The sequence below is a fragment of the Sphingomonas sp. 66-10 genome, from assembly GCF_001897045.1.
Classification (GTDB): domain Bacteria; phylum Pseudomonadota; class Alphaproteobacteria; order Sphingomonadales; family Sphingomonadaceae; genus Sphingomonas; species Sphingomonas lycopersici.
Window position 1 is genome coordinate 1 of sequence record NZ_MKRR01000009.1, and the last position, 16,773, is coordinate 16,773.

Here is a 16,773-nt window from a genome sequence, read left to right on the forward strand (position 1 = left end):
CGACCTTTTCCGCGCGGACCAGCCCGGCGTCCTTGCCCGAAATGCCGACCGCGCGGCCGCCGGCGTGGCTGATCCAGCTGACGATTTCCTTGTTGATCGATCCGGCGAGCACCATTTCGGCGACCTGCGCGGTTTCCGCATCGGTGACGCGCAGCCCGTCGACGAAGCGCGATTCGACCCCGAGCCGCTTGAGCATCGATCCGATCTGCGGCCCGCCGCCGTGGACCACCACCGGGTTGATCCCGACCGCCTTGAGCAGCACGACATCCTCGGCGAAATCGCGCTGCGCCTCGGGATCGCCCATCGCGTGCCCGCCATATTTCACGACGAAGGTCTTGCCGGCATAGCGCTGGAGATAGGGCAGCGCCTCGACCAGGGTTTCGGCCTTGGCGAGCAGATCGGGCGTGGGCGTGTGATCGGTCATGCGCGCGCGCTTAGGGTTCAAAGCCGATCAGGGCAACGCGCGATTGACTCCGCGCATCAGGCAACGGGCGCGCCGTCCAGCCTGCGCCCCAGCGCGACGAACAGATAGATCAGCCACGGCACGAGGATCACCGACAGCGTGACCTTGGCGAGCATCTGCCCGACGAGCAGCGCGCCGATCGGGAACACCCCCCAGAAAGCGATCGTGACGAACAGCAAGGTATCGACCACCTGGCTCAGCACGCTGGCGATTCCCGCGCGGAGCCACAAGAGGCGCCCGCCCTCGCCCTTCTTGAGCCAGGCGAAGATCGTGACGTTGAGCGTCTGCGAGGTGCCGTAGGCGACGATCCCGCCGAGCCAGATGCGCGGGGTGCCGGTCATCATCGTCTCGAACGCGGAGAGCCGCGCCGGCTCCATTTCCGGCGAGGCCGGCACCGCGAGCACGACGAGGGTGAGCAGCAGCGAAACGATCAGCGGCACGAAACCGATCCGCACCAGCCGGTTGGCGACGTCGCGCCCGTGCAGTTCGGCCACCGCGCTGGAGGTGACGACGAGCAGCAGGAAGGCGAAGATCCCCGCCTCCACTGCGAGCGGCCCGAGCGCGACCTGCTTGTTGCCGAGCACGCCCGCGATGCAGACCATGCCGCCGTAGAAGATCGAGAAGGCGAAAAGCGAAAGCGGGATGCCGCGGGAATTGCTCATCTTTGCCTGCTAGCAGAGCGAAAGCCGCGGAAAAAGGCGCGTTGGACACGACCAGAACAATTGACTTGTTGGAGAATGTTCTTCAAATGTTCTCGCCGCTCGAAGCAGCGGGGGCATAGATGATCGACAATATCGAGAGCGAGCGCCGGCGCGCCTTTGTGGTGTGGATGCGGACCGGGAGGTGGCCGGTTGCGCGCGGCGCAGACGGCAGGGAGGTCAAGTTCAATCCGTGGCACGACCCACGGACCGGACGCTTCACCTTTGCCGGGACTGGAAATTTTTTCGCACAGCGCTGGGACGGTGGCGGATTTACCGGCGGCGGGGCGGCGGCTTCGGCGGTGGCGGCGCTAGCGGGGATTGGGGACTTCCGGAAAAGCGGAAACAAGATGGGCGCGCGACCCGGGCGCGAGCGGGCACGCCGAGAGCGGTTATCACCAAGCCCGTCAACCGCGTTACGATCGTGCGCAATGGATATGCTTACCAACTCGACCCCAATGCGAAGGTGCGAGAGGTTTCAGGCGAGGTCGACATGGCGAAGAAACCGAGCCGCTCACGCTCGGCGCAAGCCCGTGCCGGTGGCGCCGACCGGCGGCCGACCGATGATGGTGGGCATTATGTCGGCGCACGCTTCAACGGCCCGACCGACGCGTTCAATCACTTTGCGCAGGACGCGAAAGTGAACCGCGGCCGTTATCGCGCGATGGAAGATCAATGGGCACGTGCGAAGGCCGAAGGGAAAAGGGTCTGGTTTAGGATCGTCCCGGTTTATGAGGGAGAATCACAGCGCCCATCCCTGATCAACGCGTGGTTCACAATCAATGACCGGGAGCACAGCATCCAGATCCCGAACGAAAGCGGAAAGAAAAGCGATGCAAAACAATGAAACCGAGCGCCTTCTCGCTGAGATCGGAAGCCTCCTTGCTGAGGATACCGAATATCCTCTCCACGCCACCCTATTGTACGCGCAACTCGATCGCGAGTACGTCGCTCCGTCGATTTATAAGAACCTTGGCGATCAGATTCTCTATCGATCACCTGACCTGAACAGCCTCGGCAGCGTGTTGTACGATCTTTGGGAGGCTCAGGATTCCGATCTGCGCTGGGCCGAGATCGAGTACCTTATCGAAAACGGCAAATTTACCGCAAAATTCAACTATCCTGATGAAATGAGCGAGGAAGATTTGTATGATTTCGATCGACGCGAGCTTATCGTCCGCCAATATTTTGGCGACAAGCCAATCGTCTACCCTCCGATGCCCGACGATGATGCCACGCCGACCTACGAACTATGATCGCTACAAAACCAGCGTCATGAACCGATTGTGCGGGCTCGCGGGATAACCCCCGTAAGCCGCGCAATCGACGAACCCCGCCGCCTCGTACATCCGGTTCGCGGCGTCGAACATCGGCGCCGTCCCCGTTTCGAGGCTGACCCGCGTATAGCCGCGCGACCGCGCCAGCGCGATGAGGTGCGCGAGCATCGCCCGCCCCACCCCGCGGCGCAGATGCGCCGGCGCGGTGCGCATCGATTTGAGGTCGCCGTGCCCCGCATCGAGCGCGCGCAACGCGCCGATACCGAGCAATGCCTCCCCCTCCCACATCGCCCAGAAGCTGATGTCGGGGCGATCGAGCGCCGCCGCGCCCAGCGCATGCGCATTGTCCGCCGGGGTCGAGCCGCGCGCTTCGGCGAGGTGCAGTTCGATCAGCGCGCGGACCCGCGCATCGCCCAGCCCGCCCTCGCGCAGCTCCATCGCGTCAGATCCCGTCGATCATGCCGGCCAGCGTCTCGAGGCACGAGACGGCAAGGCCGCGCGACCGTTCCGGGCTCCAGCCGAACACCGGGTCGGCATTCACCGCATGATCCTTGAACGGCATTTCCAGCGTCACCGATACCGCGCCGAAGCGCTCGGCGAGCTGGTTGGTCGACATCGACAGATTGGCCTTGCCGGGCGCCGATTTCTCATAGCCCTTCTCGGTCTGGAAATCGGGAGTGGCGGCGGCGAGCCGGCGGCCGAATTCGTAGAATTTCTCGCCGTGCGCGTCGGTCCATGACGGGATGCCCTCGAACCCGGCGATGAAATTGGCGGCGATCGCCTCATCGCCGTGGACGTCGATCGCGAAATCGACCCCGGTTTCGTCCATCGCCTTGAGGACGCACAATACCTCGGGGCTGCGCTCGGCGGTCGGGGCATGCCATTCGCGGTTGAGGTTCACCCCCGCGGCATTGGTGCGCAGATGCCCGCGGCGGGTGCCGTCCGGGTTCATGTTGGGGACGACATGGACGGTCGCCTTGGCGAGCAGATCGCGCGCGGCATCGCTGGTCAGCCAATCGAGCGCGCCGTCCATCCACCATTCGGCCATCGATTCGCCGGGATGCTGGCGGGCATAGAGCCACACCTGCCTGGCGCCGCTGCCGACGCGGAAATAATCGATCGGCTGGCCGTCGAGGCTGAGGCCGAGTTCGCGATGGACGACCCCCGGCCTGGCCGCGATACGCGCGATCAGATCGGCGTGCAACTCCATCGTATAGGGCGCGAAATAGGCGAACCAGGCGACCTGCGCGTCGCCGGTCCAGTCGAATTCGAGCACGCCATGCGCGTAACGCGTCGGGATCATCCGCCATTGGCGGCGATCGGTCGAGACGCGCGCCTGATAGCCCGGCCAGCCGAACGGGTAGGCCGAGCCCGCGGCATTGACGATGCGGAAGGTCACCTGCCGTCCGGCCAGCCCCGCGACGCGGAAATAGAACCATTGATAGAAATCGGACAGGTGATCGTTGACGATCTCCAGATCGATACGATCGCCGTCCTGCCCGATGACGCGGATATTGCCGCCGTCGAAGGCGGAATTGATGCTGAGGGTCATTTCACCTCGATAGTCCGCCCGCTCTCGCCGGGGAACCCCGTGAACAGCGCATGTGCGAGCCGCGCCGAGATCGCCTGGACGTCGGCATTGGGGGCGCTGGTGTCGGTCAGCGACTGCGCCTGCCCTTCCCACACCGCGTCGGCGCCGTGGCGGATGCGCACCGACAGCTCGGTGACGATCCCGACGCGCTCGCCCCCGCCGCCGACCGGGAAGCTCACCCCGCCGCCGAGCCCGACCCCGCCGCCGCGCCCGCCGCTGAACGATCCGCCGCCGATTCCGATCGTGAACGGCGAACGCTTGGGCGGCAGCGGACGCTCGGCGCGGGTAAAGGCGACGGTGGCGAGATACTCACCGCGCGTCCCGGGCGGCGGGCTGGTGAAGCCCTGGCGGAGCAATTCGGCCTCCACCGCCGCGGCATAGGTCTTATATTCGATGCTCGCGACGGTGCCGCCGGGGAGCGGCTCGACGGTGATCGTGCCGCGCGTCGCCATCGCATCATAATGATAGCGCGATACCTGCACCGGGAAGCTGGTCGGCGCGGTCGCGCACCCCGCCAGCCCGGCGGCACCGAGCCCCACCACCATCGCGACGACCATCTTACGCATGCCCGAATCCTTCGTATCGGCCAAAAGCCCTGTTATCGGCCTCGTCTCGCGCGCTCCGGCTTGACTTGCAAGGCCCTCGGCACTAGGCGGCCACGCTTTCACGAGAACCTATTTTCAAGAAGCGAATCCACCATGAAGATCCGCAATAGCCTGAAGTCGCTCAAGGACCGGCATCGCGATAACCGCGTGATCCGCCGCCGCGGCCGTACCTACGTCATCAACAAGACGAATCGCCGCTTCAAGGCGCGTCAGGGCTGATCCAGCCCTGATTGCCGGTCGACGCGAGACGATGCCGCATCCCAGCAGCGTCATCTTCGACGTCGGCCACGTCCTGTACGATTGGGACCCGCGGGTCCTGTATCGGCGCCTCATCCCCGATGATGAGGCGCTTGACGTGTTCCTGCGCGACATCTGCACGCGCGAATGGCATTTCCAGCACGATATGGGCCGCGCCTTCGCCGATACCTCGGCGGAGCTGACCGCGCGTTTCCCCGATCATGCCGCGCTGATCGCGACCTGGGGACCGCGCTTCTCGGAGCAGATCCCGGGGCCGATGCCGGGGATGCCCGAATTGGTCGGCGATCTCCATTCGGCGGGCGTGCCGCTGTTCGCGATCACCAATTTCAGCCACGAATTCTTCCCGCCGTTCCGCGCGCAGGAAGCCGCGATGTTCGATCGCTTCCGCGATATCGTCGTTTCCGGCGAGGAGCGGCTGATGAAGCCCGATGCGGCGATCTACCACCTCGCGCTCGACCGATTCGGGCTGGCCGCGCAGGATGCGGTGTTCGTCGACGACCGCCAGGCCAATGTCGACGGCGCGGCGGCTGTTGGGATGCATGCGTTGCTGTTCACCGGCGCCGAGCGATTGCGCGCCGATCTCCGCGCGCTGGGCTTCGCCATTTAGCGCAGAAGCACTTGCAATCGGGCCGAAGAAGGCTTAGCGCCACCTCTTACCGGGAAATGTTATCTTATATCATGGAGTCGTCATGCGGCCCAGATTGCTTTCCGGTATCGCTTTCCTCGCGCTTTCCACCGCCTCGTCCGCTTATGCCGCGGACAATCCCCCGCCGGCCGACGCGACCGACGCCGGCCCCGCGGCGCCCAAGGACGTCGTCGTCACCGCGAAGCGGCTCGACGAAGCGCGCGCGCATATCCAGCCAAGCCTCGGCGCGACCAGCTATGGCATCGACACCGCCGCGATCAAGGCGCTGCCCGGCGGCGACAACCAGCAGTTCAACCAGATCCTGTTGCAACTGCCCGGGGTGGTGCAGGACGGCTTCGGCCAGTTCCACGTCCGCGACGATCACAACGGGCTGCAATATCGCATCAACGGCACCGTGCTGCCCGAGGGGCTGGCGGTGTTCGGCCAGACGCTGTCGCCGCGGCTGGTCAGCAAGGTCGATCTGCTGACCGGCGCGCTGCCGGCGCAATATGGCCTGCGCAGCGCGGGGATCATCGACATCACGACCAAGAGCGGGATGTTCTCCAACGGCGGCACGATGTCGATCTACGGCGGCAGCCACGACACGATCGAGCCGAGCTTCACCTATGGCGGGTCGAGCGGGCAGACCAATTACTTCGTCTCGGGCGATTATCGCCACGATGCGCTGGGGATCGAGAGCGTCGACGGGCGATCCACCCCGATCCACGACAATACCGATCAATATCAGGCCTTCGCCTATGTCGATCATATCCTGAACGATCACAATCGCGTGTCGTTTGTCGGGGGCTATTCGAACCAATGGTTCCAGATCCCCAACCCCGCGGGGCTCCAGCCCGACGGGACGTGGACGGTGGGCGGGCAATCGGCCTATCCCAGCGAAAAGCTCGACGAGCGCCAGCTCGAGCGGACCGCCTTCGGCCAGCTGAGCTGGCTCCACGACGACGAGCCGCTGACGATCCAGGCATCGCTGTTCGCGCGTTATTCCTCGCTGCGCTACCGCCCCGACGTGCTCGGCGAATTGCTGTTCAACGGCCAGGCGCAGGCGGCGTTCAAGCAGGATCTGGCGATCGGCGGGCAGGTCGACGCGGTCTATCACCTCGGTGCCTCGCACACCTTGCGCGGCGGCGTGCTGCTGATCCACGATCACAGCACCAGCGACACGACCACCCATGTCTTCCCGGTCGATGATACCGGCGAACAGGCCGGCGAGCCGATCTCGATCGTCGACGATGGCGCGAGCAACGCCACCACGTTCAGCGCCTATCTGCAGGACGAATGGAAGCTCGGGCCGACGCTGACGCTCAACCTCGGCGCGCGCTACGATCGCTATGCGGCGTTCCGCACCGAGCAGCAGCTCAGCCCGCGCGCCAATCTGGTGTGGCAGCCCAACGACACACTGACCGCGCATATCGGCTATGCGCGCTATTTCGTCCCGCCGCCGTTCGAATTGGTCTCCTCGACCAGCATCGCCAAATTCGCCGGCACCAGCGCCGCGCCGGTCGTCCAGGACGACACCACCCCCTTCTCCGAGCGGCAGCATTATTTCGACGTCGGCTTCCAGGCCAAGCCGAGCGCCTATTTCACCTATGGCGTCGACGCTTATTACCGCATCTCGGAAAATCTGCTCGATGAGGGGCAGTTCGGCGCGCCGATCATCCTCACGCCGTTCAATTATGCCAAGGGTCGGATCGGCGGGGTCGAGGCGAATGCGACCTATATGCGCGGGCCGTGGAACCTCTACGCCAATTTCGCGGTGGCGCGCGCCAAGGGGCGGCAGATCGTCTCAAGCCAGTTCAGCTTCGCGCCCGACGAACTCGCCTATATCAACAATCACTATATCTTCCTCGATCACGACCAGACCTATACCGGGTCAGCCGGGCTGACCTATTCGTTCAAGCACGGCATCCTCGCGGGAAGCGCACTGGGCGGGTCGATGATCTATGGCTCGGGGCTGCGCACCACCCCCGTGCTGGCCGACGGGACGTCGATCCCCAATGGCGGGCATCTCCCCGGCTATGCGCAGATCAACCTGACCGCGAGCCACCATTTCGCGGGGCCGAACCTCGACGTGCGGGTCGATGTGATCAACCTCGCCGACCATAAATATGAGATCCGCGACGGCACCGGTGTGGGCGTCGGCGCGCCGCAATATGGCCCGCGGCGCGGGGTGTTCGTCGGGCTGACCAAGGCGTTCGGGGGGTGACTGCCATTCCTCCCCCGGAGGGGGAGGGGGACCGTTGCGCAGCAACGGTGGAGGGGTGGAAGCCGCGGGCGTCATCGCCTGGGGCTCCCTCCACCAGCCTTCGGCTGGTCCCCCTCCCCTTTCAGGGGAGGAGTAGGAGCGGGCCGTACCGCGCAATGCGGCGAAACCGCATTTTCAACCGGGCCCTTACCCGTCATGCCCCTTCAATTCGTCGCCGATCAGCCGCACGACATGGAGCACGTTGGTCGACCCGGGCGTGCGGAACGGGACGCCGGCCATCACCACCACGCTGTCCCCCGCGGCGGCGATGCGGTGGCGCAGCGCCATGCGCTTCGACTTGGCGACCATCTCCTCGAACGATTCGACGTCGCGGGTATGCACCGCATGCGCGCCCCACAGGAGGCCGAGCCGTCGCGCGGTCTCCATCTTCGGGGTGAGGACGAGCAGCGGCACCGGCGTACGCTCACGCGCGATGCGCCGCGCGGTCGAGCCCGAGGTGGTGAAACAGATCACCGCCTTGGCCGATACGGTGCGCGCGATGCTCTTGGCCGCCTCGGCCAAGGCATCGGCGGTGGTGGGATCGGGGCGCGTCTCGGTGAAATGGACGCGTTCGCCGTGCATCGGATCGCGCTCCACCGCCTCGCCGATCGCATTCATCATCGCGACCGATTCGATCGGCCAATCCCCTGCGGCGCTTTCCGCCGAGAGCATGATCGCATCCGCCCCGTCGTAGATCGCGGTGGCAACGTCGGACACTTCGGCGCGGGTCGGCGACGGCGATTTGATCATCGATTCGAGCATCTGCGTCGCCACCACCACCGGGCGGCCCATCCGGCGCGACACCTCGACGATGCGCTTCTGCAACGGCGGCACCGATTGCGGCGGCAGCTCGACCCCGAGATCGCCGCGCGCGACCATCACCCCGTCGCACATCTCGACGATCTCCTCGAGCCGCTCGATCGCCGCGGGCTTCTCGATCTTGGCGAGCAGCGCCGCCTTGCCGCCGATCAGCCGCCGCGCCTCGGCGAGATCCTCGGGCCGCTGGACGAACGACAGAGCGATCCAGTCCACCCCCTGCTCGCAGGCGAAGGCGAGATCGCTGCGATCCTTCACGGTCAGCGCCGCCATCGGCACCACCACGTCTGGGACGTTGAGCCCCTTGCTGTCGCTGAGCGCGCCGCCGACCTCGACGGTGGTGACGATGCGATCGGCATCATGCTCCACGACGCGCAGCACCAATTTGCCGTCGTCGAGCAGCAATCGCGCGCCCGGCTCGATCGCCGCGAAAATCTCGCGGTGCGGCAGTTCGACGCGGGTCGCGTCGCCGGGGGCGGTGTCGCGATCGAGGACGAAGGTCGCCCCGGTTTCGAGCATCACCCGCCCGCCGGCAAAGCGCCCGACGCGCAGCTTGGGGCCCTGCAGATCGGCAAGGATCGTGGTGGGACGGCCGAAGCGCTTCTCCAGCCCGCGAATCGCCGCGATCACCGGGATCTTCGATTCCTGATCGCCGTGGCTCATGTTGATGCGAAAGGCATCCGCCCCCGCCTCGAACAGCGCAGCGATCATCTCTGGCGTGTTGCTCGCCGGCCCGAGGGTCGCAAGTATCCGAACCTTGCGGCTACGCGGGTTGATCGCTTTCGTCATCTGGCTCCTCGTCCCGATCGGGCGGTTGGATTAATGTTGGGGGAGCGGGCCGGTGCCGCACCGAAAATCCCGCTTGCGTGGGATTTCGGATGCGACCCTAAAGCCTAATCATGACCGATCAACCGTGGAGCAAGAATATGGACCCGATCGATGCGATCGACGACGCCACCGCTGCGGCGGCCTTTCGCCGACTGGTCCGCCACCTGCGGCATCGCGACGACGCGCAGAACGTCGATCTGATGGGGCTGGCGGGCTTCTGCCGCAACTGCCTGTCCGACTGGATCGGCGAGGCCGGCGCGCTCGAGCGCGAGGCGGCACGGACCGCGATCTACGGCATGCCTTATGCCGAGTGGAAGGCGCATCACCAGCAGGAGGCAACTCCGGAGCAGCTCCGCCGGATGGAGGAAAGCGTCGCGAAGAATGCGCGCGGCTAAGCGCCGCACCCACCGGGGGGTGACGAAGCCGCCAACGCGCTTGCCCAATCGGCCAGCTTTCCTCTAACTCATTGCTTCGGCAACGAAGGGATGCGCCGATGCATCCCCTGCCGAACGGGAGTTTGAGGGGAATGTTGAGGAAGTTGCTGATCGCGCTCGCGGTCACCACCGCGGCGCCCGCCGTCGCGCAGACCACCGCACCGACGAAGATCACCTATATCCACGCCGGCGCGCTGCTCGACCGGCCGGGCGAGGCGCCGCGCGGCAACAGCACGATCATCATCCGCGACGGGGTGATCGCCGAGGTGCGCGACGGCTTCGCGGTGCCCGCGGCCAATGCCAATCTGATCGAGCTGCGCGACAAATTCGTCTTGCCGGGGCTGATCGATCTCCACGTCCACCTCTGGGGGATCGGCGGCGATCCGATGCGCGCGCGGCTCGCGCGGCTCAACCAGGACGACGCCGACGACATGATGATGGCGGTGGTCAACGCGCGCAAGACGCTCGGCGCCGGCTTCACCACGGTGCGCGATCTCGGCGGCAGCCCGCGCGGCGTCCGCGCGCTGCGCGACGCGATCGAGCGCGGCGATGTCGAGGGGCCGTCGATCGTCAACGCCGGCAATATGATCTCGATCACCGGCGGGCATGGCGACGGGATGAATGGGCTGGCCGAGGAATGGGCCGATGCGGTCCACCAGCACCAGATCAACACCTGCGACGGGCCGGACGATTGCCGCCGCGCGGTGCGCGCGCAGGTCGGGCTCGGTGCGCAGGTGATCAAATTCGCCGCGACCGGGGGCGTGCTGTCGAACGTCGCCGGCGGGCTCGGCCGCGCGATGACCCCGGAGGAGATGCGCGCGATCATCGACACCGCGCACGGCTTCGGGCGCAAGGTCGCCGCGCACAGCCACGCCGCCGAGGGGACCAAGGCCGCGCTCGAGGCCGGGGTCGACACGATCGAGCACGGCTCGTTCCTCGACGACGAGGCGATCAAGCTGTTCAAGGCCAAGGGCGCCTATCTCGTCCCGACGATGATCGCCCCGGTCACCGCGGTGCAGCAGGCGCGCAGCGGCGCGCTCCCCGCCAATACGATCCCCAAGGCCGAGGCCGCCGCCGCCGCGGCGATGGCGAGCCACAAGAAGGCGATCGCCGCCGGGGTGAAGGTCGCGTTCGGCACCGACACCGGGGTCTCCAAGCACGGCGACAATGCCAAGGAATTCGCGCTTTTGGTCAAGGCCGGGATGACCCCCGCCGCCGCGATCCGCGCCGCGACCGTCTCCGCCGCCGACGCGCTGGGGCGCGACGACCTGGGCGCGATCGTCCCCGGCAAGCGCGCCGACATCATCGCGGTCGACGCTTCCCCGCTGGAGGATGTGACGCGGCTCGAACATGTCGCATTCGTCATGCATCACGGGGTTGTCGCGCAGACGCCCGCTCCCTAATCCGCGCGGACAGATTTTGGAGTGATTCATGACCGACAATGTTTCCGCCGAGCAACTGCGCCTGTTCATCGAGCGTATCGAGCGGCTGGAGGAGGAGAAGAAGGCGTTCGCGGACGATATCCGCGACGTCTATGCCGAAGCCAAGTCGACCGGCTTCGACGCCAAGACGATGCGCGCGATCATCCGTTTGCGTAAGATGGAAAAGCATCACCGCGACGAGGCGGACGCGCTGCTCGAAACCTACCGGCAGGCGCTCGGCATCGTCTGAGCGCCGTTAGCAAAACGCGGTTTCACCGCATGTACGGCACCGGTGCGCTCCCCACCCGGCCTCCCACGAGCATATCCAGATGGGAGACCGGGCGGGGAGCGGGCCGGCGCCGCACAATAACGAAGGAGAGGAATGCCATGCATATCTACGGGTCGACCGCGTCTCCCTTCGTCCAGCGCGTGCTGATGGCGGCGCGCGCCAAGGGGCATGAGATTGCGGTCAAGCCCCCGCTCGGCGGGCAGATGCAATCCCCCGAATTCCAGGCGATCAGCCCGATGGGGCGCGTCCCGGTGCTCGCGCTCGATGACGGCGGGCATTTGTGCGAATCGGCCGCGATCGTCGGCTATTTCGACGACACGCTCGACGGCCCCGCGCTGCTTCCCACCGACCCGCTGGCCCGCGCCCGCACGCGCGAACTCGTCTCGCTGGCGATCGGCGAGGTCGGGGTCGGGCTGCGTCCGCTGATGGTCCATCTCGTCTTCCGCATGGGCGACGCCCCCGATGTCGTCGCCGCCGCGCGCGCGACGATCGAAAAGGGGCTCGACGCGATCGAGAAATTGATCCCGGACGCCCCGGCGACAACCCCGACCCCGGCGGATTGCGCCCTGGTGCCGATACTTGCCCTGGCGCGGATCATCGATCCGATGGCGGGGACATGGGAGAGGGTGAAGGCGCACCCGCGGGTCGCGCATTATTTCGAGCGCGCGCTGGAACATCCGATCGCGCGCCGCACGATCGACGAGATGGAAGCCGGGTTCGCGGCGATCATGGCGCGCAACGCGGGATAGGGCACACGTCCCCTCTCCGTTCGGGCTGAGCTTGTCGAAGCCCTGTCCTTTTCTTCCGCGGAAAAGAAGTGCAGCCCTTCGACAAGCTCAGGGCGAACGGAGGTTGAGCCGCTAGTCCGCCGTGCGGCTGACGAGCAATTTGTCGATCCGTCGCCCGTCGAGATCGACCACTTCGAACCGCCAGCCCTGTTCGACGAAGCTCTCGCCTTCCGCGGGCAGCCGGCGCAGCACCGCGAGCGCGAGCCCGGCGACGGTGGCGTAATCGCGATCCTCCGGCAGATCGATCCCGAGCCGCTCCGCCAGCACGTCCGCCGCCGCAGTGCCCGCCACGAGCAGCGAGCCGTCGTCGCGCTCGACGATCGAGGGACCGTCCTCCAGATCGGCGTCCGAGGCGAATTCGCCCGCGATCGCCGCGAGCAGATCAGCCGGCGTGACGATCCCTTCGAAATGGCCGTATTCATCATGGATCAGCGCCATCGGCACTTCGGCGCGGCGCAATGCGTCGAGCGCGTCCATCGCGTCGATCTGGTCGACCACCACCGGCGCCTTGCGCACCAGCCGGGCCAGATCGAGCACTTCGCCGCGGAACAATGCCGCGGCGATGTCGCGCGCTTGCACCACCCCGATCACCGCGTCGATCGACCCTTCGGCGACCGGCAGCCGGCTGTGCGTCGTCTCCAGCAGCCGCGCGCGGATCGCAGCATCGTCGAGCCCGGCATCGAGCCAGTCGACCTCGGTGCGCGGGGTCATCACCTCGCGCACCGGGCGATCGGCGAGCCGCACCACCCCGGAGATGATCGAGCGCTCATGCTCCTCGATCACGCCCGATTTGGAGGCTTCGGCGACGATCAGGTGGAGCTCCTCGGCGGTGACCTGATCCTCGCTGTCGCGGCTCAGCCCGAGCAGGCGGAAGACGAGCCGGCTGGTCGAATCGAGCAGCCACACGACCGGCTTGGTGAGCCGCGCCAGCCACGTCATCGGCACCGCCATCACCACCGCGATCGGCTCGGGCGAGCGCAACGCAATCTGTTTCGGCACCAGCTCGCCGACGATCAGCGAGGCGAAGGTGGTGAGGCCGATGACCAAGGCGAAGCCGAGGTTTTCCGCCGCGTTATGCCCCAGCCCCAGCGCCTCGAGCCGCGCCGCGGTGGGGTGGCCGAGGCTCGCGCCCGAATAGGCGCCGGCGACGATGCCGATCAGCGTGATGCCGATCTGGACGGTGGAGAGGAACTTGCCCGGATCGGCGGCGAGCGCGATCGCGGCGCGCGCGCCGGGGCGGCCGGTACGCGCCATCGCCTCGAGCCGCGCCTTGCGCGCGGAGACGATCGCCAGCTCGCTCATCGCGAACACGCCGTTCAGCGCCACCAGCGCGAGGATGATCAGGACGTCGATCCAGGGGAACGGCGGTTGCATGGTCTCGGGACCACCTTTGGCGGTAAAATGCTGTGACGACAACCGGTGATCATCAGCATCTGTTCATCACGGCTACGGAACAAGCACCGGCAATCGCGGTTGTCTCCGCTCATATCGAACAAGGGGATCGTTATGTTCGTTCGTTCCAGGATCGCCGCCGGCGCCGCGCTCGTCGTGCTCGTCGCGACGACCGCCGCCTGCACCACCGACCCGGAGACCGGGCAGCAACGCATTTCCAAGACCGCGATCGGCGGGATCGGCGGCGCGCTCGGCGGCTATCTGCTCGGCGATCTGGTCGGCGGGCGGCACGATCGCACCGAGAAGATCGTCGGCGCCGGGCTCGGTGGGATCGCCGGCGCGGCGATCGGCGCCTATATGGACAAGCAGGAGCGCGAGTTGCGCCAGCGCACCGCGGGCACCGACGTACAGGTCGTCCGCCAGGGCGACGATCTGCTGCTCAACATCCCGTCGGGGGTGAATTTCGCGCATAATAGCGCGACGGTCGAGCCGCGCTTCCAGCAGACGCTCGACAAGGTTGCGGGGGTGCTGTCCGACGCGCAGAACAACCGCACCTATATCGACGTCTACGGCCATACCGATTCGACCGGCAGCGCCGCGTATAACCAGACCTTGTCGGAGCGGCGCGCCGCGGCGGTGGCGCTCTATCTCGAATCGCGCGGGGTGCAGGCGGCGCGCGTCGCGACGCGCGGCTTCGGCATGACCCAGCCGATCGCCTCCAACGAAACCGAGGAAGGCCGCGCGCAGAACCGCCGCGTCGAGATCAAGATCGTACCGATCGCGCAAAGCGATATCGGATAAGCCGTCGCCCCCCCCCCGTCATCCCCGCGCAGGCGGGGATCCATTCTGGCTGGCGGAGCGACTCTTTCGCTGACCTGCGAGAATGGATTCCTGCCTTCGCGGGAATGACGTAAATCAGGGAGCGGGAGCGACAACCCCATCTGCGAGGCGTTCGAGCAGCGGATGCGCCAGCAACGCCGCGTCGCTCGCGAGCAAGCCGATCTCGCGCCGGTGATCGAACTCCGCGAGCGGGCGCATCACCACCCCTTCGCCGCCGAACGACGCCGGCGCGACGGTGATCCCGAGCCCAGCCGCCACCAGCGCGCGCGCGCGGTCGTCGCTGGTGGTGCGTGCCGGAAAGAACGGCCGCACCCCGCGTGCGGTGAAATGCCGGCTCGTCTCGCCGAGCAATTCGCACTGGCGGCGGACGATCATCGGCTCGTCGACCAGTTCCTCCGCCGCGAGCAATTCGCGCGCGCTCAGCGGATGAGCCGCGGAAAGCGCGAGCAGATACGGCTCCTCGAACAGCAGCCGCGCCGCGAAGCGCGGGTTGCCGCGCACGATCGTCAGCGCGGCGTCGATCCGCCCGCGGGTCAGCCGGTCGATCAATTCGCGCTCGCGCCCCTCGACCAGCTCGACCTCGCCCGCATCGCGCGGCAAGGCCGCGACGAAATCGGCGGTCCAGCGCGTCGGGGTGCTGGAGAGAATCCCGAGGCGCAGCCGCCCTGCCGCGCGCGCCGCCCCCGCCTCGCGCTCGGCCTGGAGGAATTCCGCCTCGATCCGCCGCGCACGCGCCACTAGCCGCGCGCCCGCCTCGGTCAGCGCGACGCGGCGGTTGCTGCGGGTGAACAATTGCCGCCCGAGCGACGCCTCCAGCTTGGCGATCCCCGCCGAGAGCGTCGGCTGCGAGACATTGCACGACGCGGCGGCGCGCGAGAAATTGCCCTGATCGATCACCGCGAGGAAATAGCGCAGCAGATAGCGGTCTATCATAGATGCCATCTATAATGTGCCGCGCCACCTTTCAATTTTCCTCGCGCACACGGGACGGGTAAACAGGAGTCGGTATGGGAATGCGGCCATTCCTCCCCTGGAAGGGGAGGGGGACCAGCCGCAGGCTGGTGGAGGGGTAGAAGCCATAAGCGACACCGCTTGCGGCGCCCTACCCCTCCACCGTTGCTGTGCAACGGTCCCCCTCCCCCTCCGGGGGAGGAATGGCCGGCGCCGCACGGAACGAGAGGAAAACGGTGGAAGACCTGCATTCACTCGGCGAGACCGCCGACATGATCCGAGAGACGACGCGGCGTTTCGCCAGCGACCGGATCGCGCCGATCGCGGCATCGATCGACGCCGACGATTCCTTCCCCCGCCATCTGTGGCCCGAAATGGGCGCGCTCGGGCTCCACGGCATCACCGTCGAGGAGGAATTTGGCGGGCTCGGCCTCGGCTATCTCGAACATGTCCTCGCCTGCGAGGAAGTCAGCCGCGCCTCGGCCTCGGTCGGCTTGAGCTATGGCGCGCATTCCAATCTGTGCGTCAACCAGATCCGCCGCTGGGGCAATGAGGAGCAGAAGGCGAAATATCTCCCCAAGCTCGTCTCGGGCGAACATGTCGGCAGCCTCGCGATGTCGGAGGCGTCGGCCGGATCCGACGTGGTGTCGATGAAGCTCAAGGCGACCCGCGTCGACGGCGGCTGGCGGCTCAACGGCACCAAATTCTGGATCACCAACGCGCCCTATGCCGACACCCTCGTCGTCTATGCCAAATCCTCCCCCGACGCCGGGTCGCGCGGGATCACCGCCTTCCTGATCGAGAAGGATTTCCCCGGTTTCTCGATCGGGCAGAAGATCGAGAAGGTCGGGATGCGCGGCTCGCCGACCGCCGAACTCGTGTTCGACGATTGTTTCGTCCCCGACGAGAATGTCATGGGGCCGGAGAATGGCGGGGTCGGCGTGCTGATGAGCGGGCTCGATTACGAGCGCGTCGTGCTGTCGGGGATCCAGCTCGGCATCATGCAGGCGTGCCTCGATGTCGTCCTGCCCTATGTCCGCGAGCGCAAGCAGTTCGGCAAGCCGATCGGCGCGTTCCAGCTGATGCAGGCCAAGGTGGCGGACATGTATGTCGCGCTCAATTCGGCGCGCGCTTACGTCTATACCGTCGCCAAGGCGTGCGATGCCGGGCGCACCACGCGGTTCGACGCGGCGGGCGCGATCCTGCTCGCCTCGGAAAGCGCGGTGAAAGTGGC

The 16,773-nt window shown here is 66.6% G+C and carries 19 protein-coding genes; 11 read left to right on the plus strand and 8 right to left on the minus strand.

Annotation, left to right across the window (positions count from 1 at the left end; translation table 11 throughout):
- Together argB and BGN95_RS01335 are read right to left on the minus strand one after the other, a co-directional pair.
- On the minus strand, nucleotides 1-424 hold a 424-nt coding region (gene argB / locus BGN95_RS01330), incomplete at its 3' end, for an acetylglutamate kinase (protein WP_286771384.1).
- A 56-nt stretch (nucleotides 425-480) separates the two neighbouring features.
- Nucleotides 481-1,125 (minus strand): queuosine precursor transporter, encoded by a 645-nt coding sequence (locus tag BGN95_RS01335; protein WP_265314058.1) that lies wholly within the window; start codon nucleotides 1,123-1,125, stop codon nucleotides 481-483.
- Nucleotides 1,126-1,585: 460 nt separating this feature from the next.
- Here BGN95_RS01335 and BGN95_RS01340 point away from each other — a divergent pair, with 460 nt between their 5' ends.
- Together BGN95_RS01340 and BGN95_RS01345 are read left to right on the plus strand one after the other, a co-directional pair.
- A complete protein-coding gene (locus BGN95_RS01340) occupies nucleotides 1,586-2,008 on the plus strand; it encodes a DNA/RNA non-specific endonuclease (RefSeq protein WP_502688228.1) in 423 nt (140 codons plus the stop codon).
- A complete protein-coding gene (locus BGN95_RS01345; protein ID WP_265270192.1) occupies nucleotides 1,995-2,417 on the plus strand; it encodes a hypothetical protein in 423 nt (140 codons plus the stop codon). Before BGN95_RS01340 ends, BGN95_RS01345 begins: the two co-directional genes overlap by 14 nt.
- A 3-nt stretch (nucleotides 2,418-2,420) precedes the next feature.
- On the opposite strand, the gene BGN95_RS01350 is transcribed toward BGN95_RS01345, so the two are convergent.
- From BGN95_RS01350 to BGN95_RS01360, 3 genes are read right to left on the minus strand one after another with little or no spacing between them, the layout of a single operon-like run.
- Nucleotides 2,421-2,876, minus strand: a complete 456-nt coding sequence (locus tag BGN95_RS01350; RefSeq protein WP_265270193.1) for a GNAT family N-acetyltransferase — start codon at nucleotides 2,874-2,876, stop codon at nucleotides 2,421-2,423.
- Nucleotides 2,877-2,880: 4 nt separating this feature from the next.
- A complete protein-coding gene (locus BGN95_RS01355) occupies nucleotides 2,881-3,990 on the minus strand; it encodes a M14 family metallopeptidase (protein WP_286771385.1) in 1,110 nt (369 codons plus the stop codon).
- Complete coding sequence (locus BGN95_RS01360; RefSeq protein ID WP_265270197.1) at nucleotides 3,987-4,595, minus strand: hypothetical protein; 609 nt, start codon at nucleotides 4,593-4,595, stop codon at nucleotides 3,987-3,989. Before BGN95_RS01360 ends, BGN95_RS01355 begins: the two co-directional genes overlap by 4 nt.
- Nucleotides 4,596-4,727: 132 nt before the next feature.
- Here BGN95_RS01360 and ykgO point away from each other — a divergent pair, with 132 nt between their 5' ends.
- The 3 genes from ykgO (at nucleotide 4,728) to BGN95_RS01375 (ending at nucleotide 7,741) form a co-directional block, all read left to right on the plus strand.
- Entirely contained in the window at nucleotides 4,728-4,853 is a 126-nt protein-coding gene (gene ykgO / locus BGN95_RS01365) for a type B 50S ribosomal protein L36 (protein WP_003046794.1), read from the plus strand.
- Nucleotides 4,854-4,884: 31 nt separating this feature from the next.
- Nucleotides 4,885-5,499, plus strand: a complete 615-nt coding sequence (locus BGN95_RS01370; RefSeq protein ID WP_286771386.1) for an HAD family hydrolase — start codon at nucleotides 4,885-4,887, stop codon at nucleotides 5,497-5,499.
- A gap of 82 nt (nucleotides 5,500-5,581) precedes the next feature.
- Nucleotides 5,582-7,741 (plus strand): TonB-dependent receptor, encoded by a 2,160-nt coding sequence (locus BGN95_RS01375; RefSeq protein ID WP_286771387.1) that lies wholly within the window; start codon nucleotides 5,582-5,584, stop codon nucleotides 7,739-7,741.
- A 186-nt stretch (nucleotides 7,742-7,927) separates the two neighbouring features.
- On the opposite strand, the gene pyk is transcribed toward BGN95_RS01375, so the two are convergent.
- Nucleotides 7,928-9,385 carry a pyruvate kinase gene (gene pyk, locus BGN95_RS01380; protein WP_179513218.1) on the minus strand — a complete coding sequence of 486 codons (1,458 nt, stop codon included), beginning with the start codon at nucleotides 9,383-9,385 and terminating at the stop codon, nucleotides 7,928-7,930.
- 110 nt (nucleotides 9,386-9,495) lie between these two features.
- On the opposite strand from pyk, the gene BGN95_RS01385 reads away from it, so the two are divergent.
- The 4 genes from BGN95_RS01385 to BGN95_RS01400 all read left to right on the plus strand — a co-directional run bounded on the left by BGN95_RS01385 (nucleotide 9,496) and on the right by BGN95_RS01400 (nucleotide 12,317).
- On the plus strand, nucleotides 9,496-9,819 hold the full coding sequence (locus BGN95_RS01385; protein WP_432423344.1) for a DUF1244 domain-containing protein: 324 nt from the start codon (nucleotides 9,496-9,498) through the stop codon (nucleotides 9,817-9,819).
- Between the two features lie 131 nt (nucleotides 9,820-9,950).
- Nucleotides 9,951-11,261 carry a metal-dependent hydrolase family protein gene (locus BGN95_RS01390; RefSeq protein WP_286771388.1) on the plus strand — a complete coding sequence of 437 codons (1,311 nt, stop codon included), beginning with the start codon at nucleotides 9,951-9,953 and terminating at the stop codon, nucleotides 11,259-11,261.
- Nucleotides 11,262-11,289: 28 nt separating this feature from the next.
- Nucleotides 11,290-11,529 carry a DUF2312 domain-containing protein gene (locus tag BGN95_RS01395; protein ID WP_179513216.1) on the plus strand — a complete coding sequence of 80 codons (240 nt, stop codon included), beginning with the start codon at nucleotides 11,290-11,292 and terminating at the stop codon, nucleotides 11,527-11,529.
- 137 nt (nucleotides 11,530-11,666) lie between these two features.
- On the plus strand, nucleotides 11,667-12,317 hold the full coding sequence (locus tag BGN95_RS01400; protein WP_179513215.1) for a glutathione S-transferase family protein: 651 nt from the start codon (nucleotides 11,667-11,669) through the stop codon (nucleotides 12,315-12,317).
- Between the two features lie 111 nt (nucleotides 12,318-12,428).
- On the opposite strand, the gene BGN95_RS01405 is transcribed toward BGN95_RS01400, so the two are convergent.
- A complete protein-coding gene (locus BGN95_RS01405) occupies nucleotides 12,429-13,730 on the minus strand; it encodes a hemolysin family protein (protein WP_265270203.1) in 1,302 nt (433 codons plus the stop codon).
- Nucleotides 13,731-13,862: 132 nt separating this feature from the next.
- Here BGN95_RS01405 and BGN95_RS01410 point away from each other — a divergent pair, with 132 nt between their 5' ends.
- Nucleotides 13,863-14,549 (plus strand): YiaD family glycine zipper/OmpA-like lipoprotein, encoded by a 687-nt coding sequence (locus tag BGN95_RS01410; RefSeq protein WP_286771389.1) that lies wholly within the window; start codon nucleotides 13,863-13,865, stop codon nucleotides 14,547-14,549.
- A 114-nt stretch (nucleotides 14,550-14,663) separates the two neighbouring features.
- On the opposite strand, the gene BGN95_RS01415 is transcribed toward BGN95_RS01410, so the two are convergent.
- Entirely contained in the window at nucleotides 14,664-15,521 is an 858-nt protein-coding gene (locus tag BGN95_RS01415; RefSeq protein WP_286771390.1) for a LysR family transcriptional regulator, read from the minus strand.
- Nucleotides 15,522-15,811: 290 nt separating this feature from the next.
- On the opposite strand from BGN95_RS01415, the gene BGN95_RS01420 reads away from it, so the two are divergent.
- A partial coding sequence (locus BGN95_RS01420) for an acyl-CoA dehydrogenase family protein (protein ID WP_502688229.1) occupies nucleotides 15,812-16,773 on the plus strand: 962 nt, incomplete at its 3' end.

Excerpts from the sequence above, each read along its gene's own strand:
- BGN95_RS01335 (WP_265314058.1), bottom strand. The coding sequence starts at position 1,125 with ATGAGCAATTCCCGCGGCATCCCGCTTTCGCTTTTCGCCTTCTCGATC.
- BGN95_RS01345 (WP_265270192.1), top strand. The coding sequence starts at position 1,995 with ATGCAAAACAATGAAACCGAGCGCCTTCTCGCTGAGATCGGAAGCCTC.
- BGN95_RS01350 (WP_265270193.1), bottom strand. The coding sequence starts at position 2,876 with ATGGAGCTGCGCGAGGGCGGGCTGGGCGATGCGCGGGTCCGCGCGCTG.
- BGN95_RS01355 (WP_286771385.1), bottom strand. The coding sequence starts at position 3,990 with ATGACCCTCAGCATCAATTCCGCCTTCGACGGCGGCAATATCCGCGTC.
- BGN95_RS01360 (WP_265270197.1), bottom strand. The coding sequence starts at position 4,595 with ATGCGTAAGATGGTCGTCGCGATGGTGGTGGGGCTCGGTGCCGCCGGG.
- ykgO (WP_003046794.1), top strand. The coding sequence starts at position 4,728 with ATGAAGATCCGCAATAGCCTGAAGTCGCTCAAGGACCGGCATCGCGAT.
- BGN95_RS01370 (WP_286771386.1), top strand. The coding sequence starts at position 4,885 with ATGCCGCATCCCAGCAGCGTCATCTTCGACGTCGGCCACGTCCTGTAC.
- BGN95_RS01375 (WP_286771387.1), top strand. The coding sequence starts at position 5,582 with ATGCGGCCCAGATTGCTTTCCGGTATCGCTTTCCTCGCGCTTTCCACC.
- pyk (WP_179513218.1), bottom strand. The coding sequence starts at position 9,385 with ATGACGAAAGCGATCAACCCGCGTAGCCGCAAGGTTCGGATACTTGCG.
- BGN95_RS01385 (WP_432423344.1), top strand. The coding sequence starts at position 9,496 with ATGACCGATCAACCGTGGAGCAAGAATATGGACCCGATCGATGCGATC.
- BGN95_RS01390 (WP_286771388.1), top strand. The coding sequence starts at position 9,951 with ATGTTGAGGAAGTTGCTGATCGCGCTCGCGGTCACCACCGCGGCGCCC.
- BGN95_RS01395 (WP_179513216.1), top strand. The coding sequence starts at position 11,290 with ATGACCGACAATGTTTCCGCCGAGCAACTGCGCCTGTTCATCGAGCGT.
- BGN95_RS01400 (WP_179513215.1), top strand. The coding sequence starts at position 11,667 with ATGCATATCTACGGGTCGACCGCGTCTCCCTTCGTCCAGCGCGTGCTG.
- BGN95_RS01405 (WP_265270203.1), bottom strand. The coding sequence starts at position 13,730 with ATGCAACCGCCGTTCCCCTGGATCGACGTCCTGATCATCCTCGCGCTG.
- BGN95_RS01410 (WP_286771389.1), top strand. The coding sequence starts at position 13,863 with ATGTTCGTTCGTTCCAGGATCGCCGCCGGCGCCGCGCTCGTCGTGCTC.
- BGN95_RS01415 (WP_286771390.1), bottom strand. The coding sequence starts at position 15,521 with ATGATAGACCGCTATCTGCTGCGCTATTTCCTCGCGGTGATCGATCAG.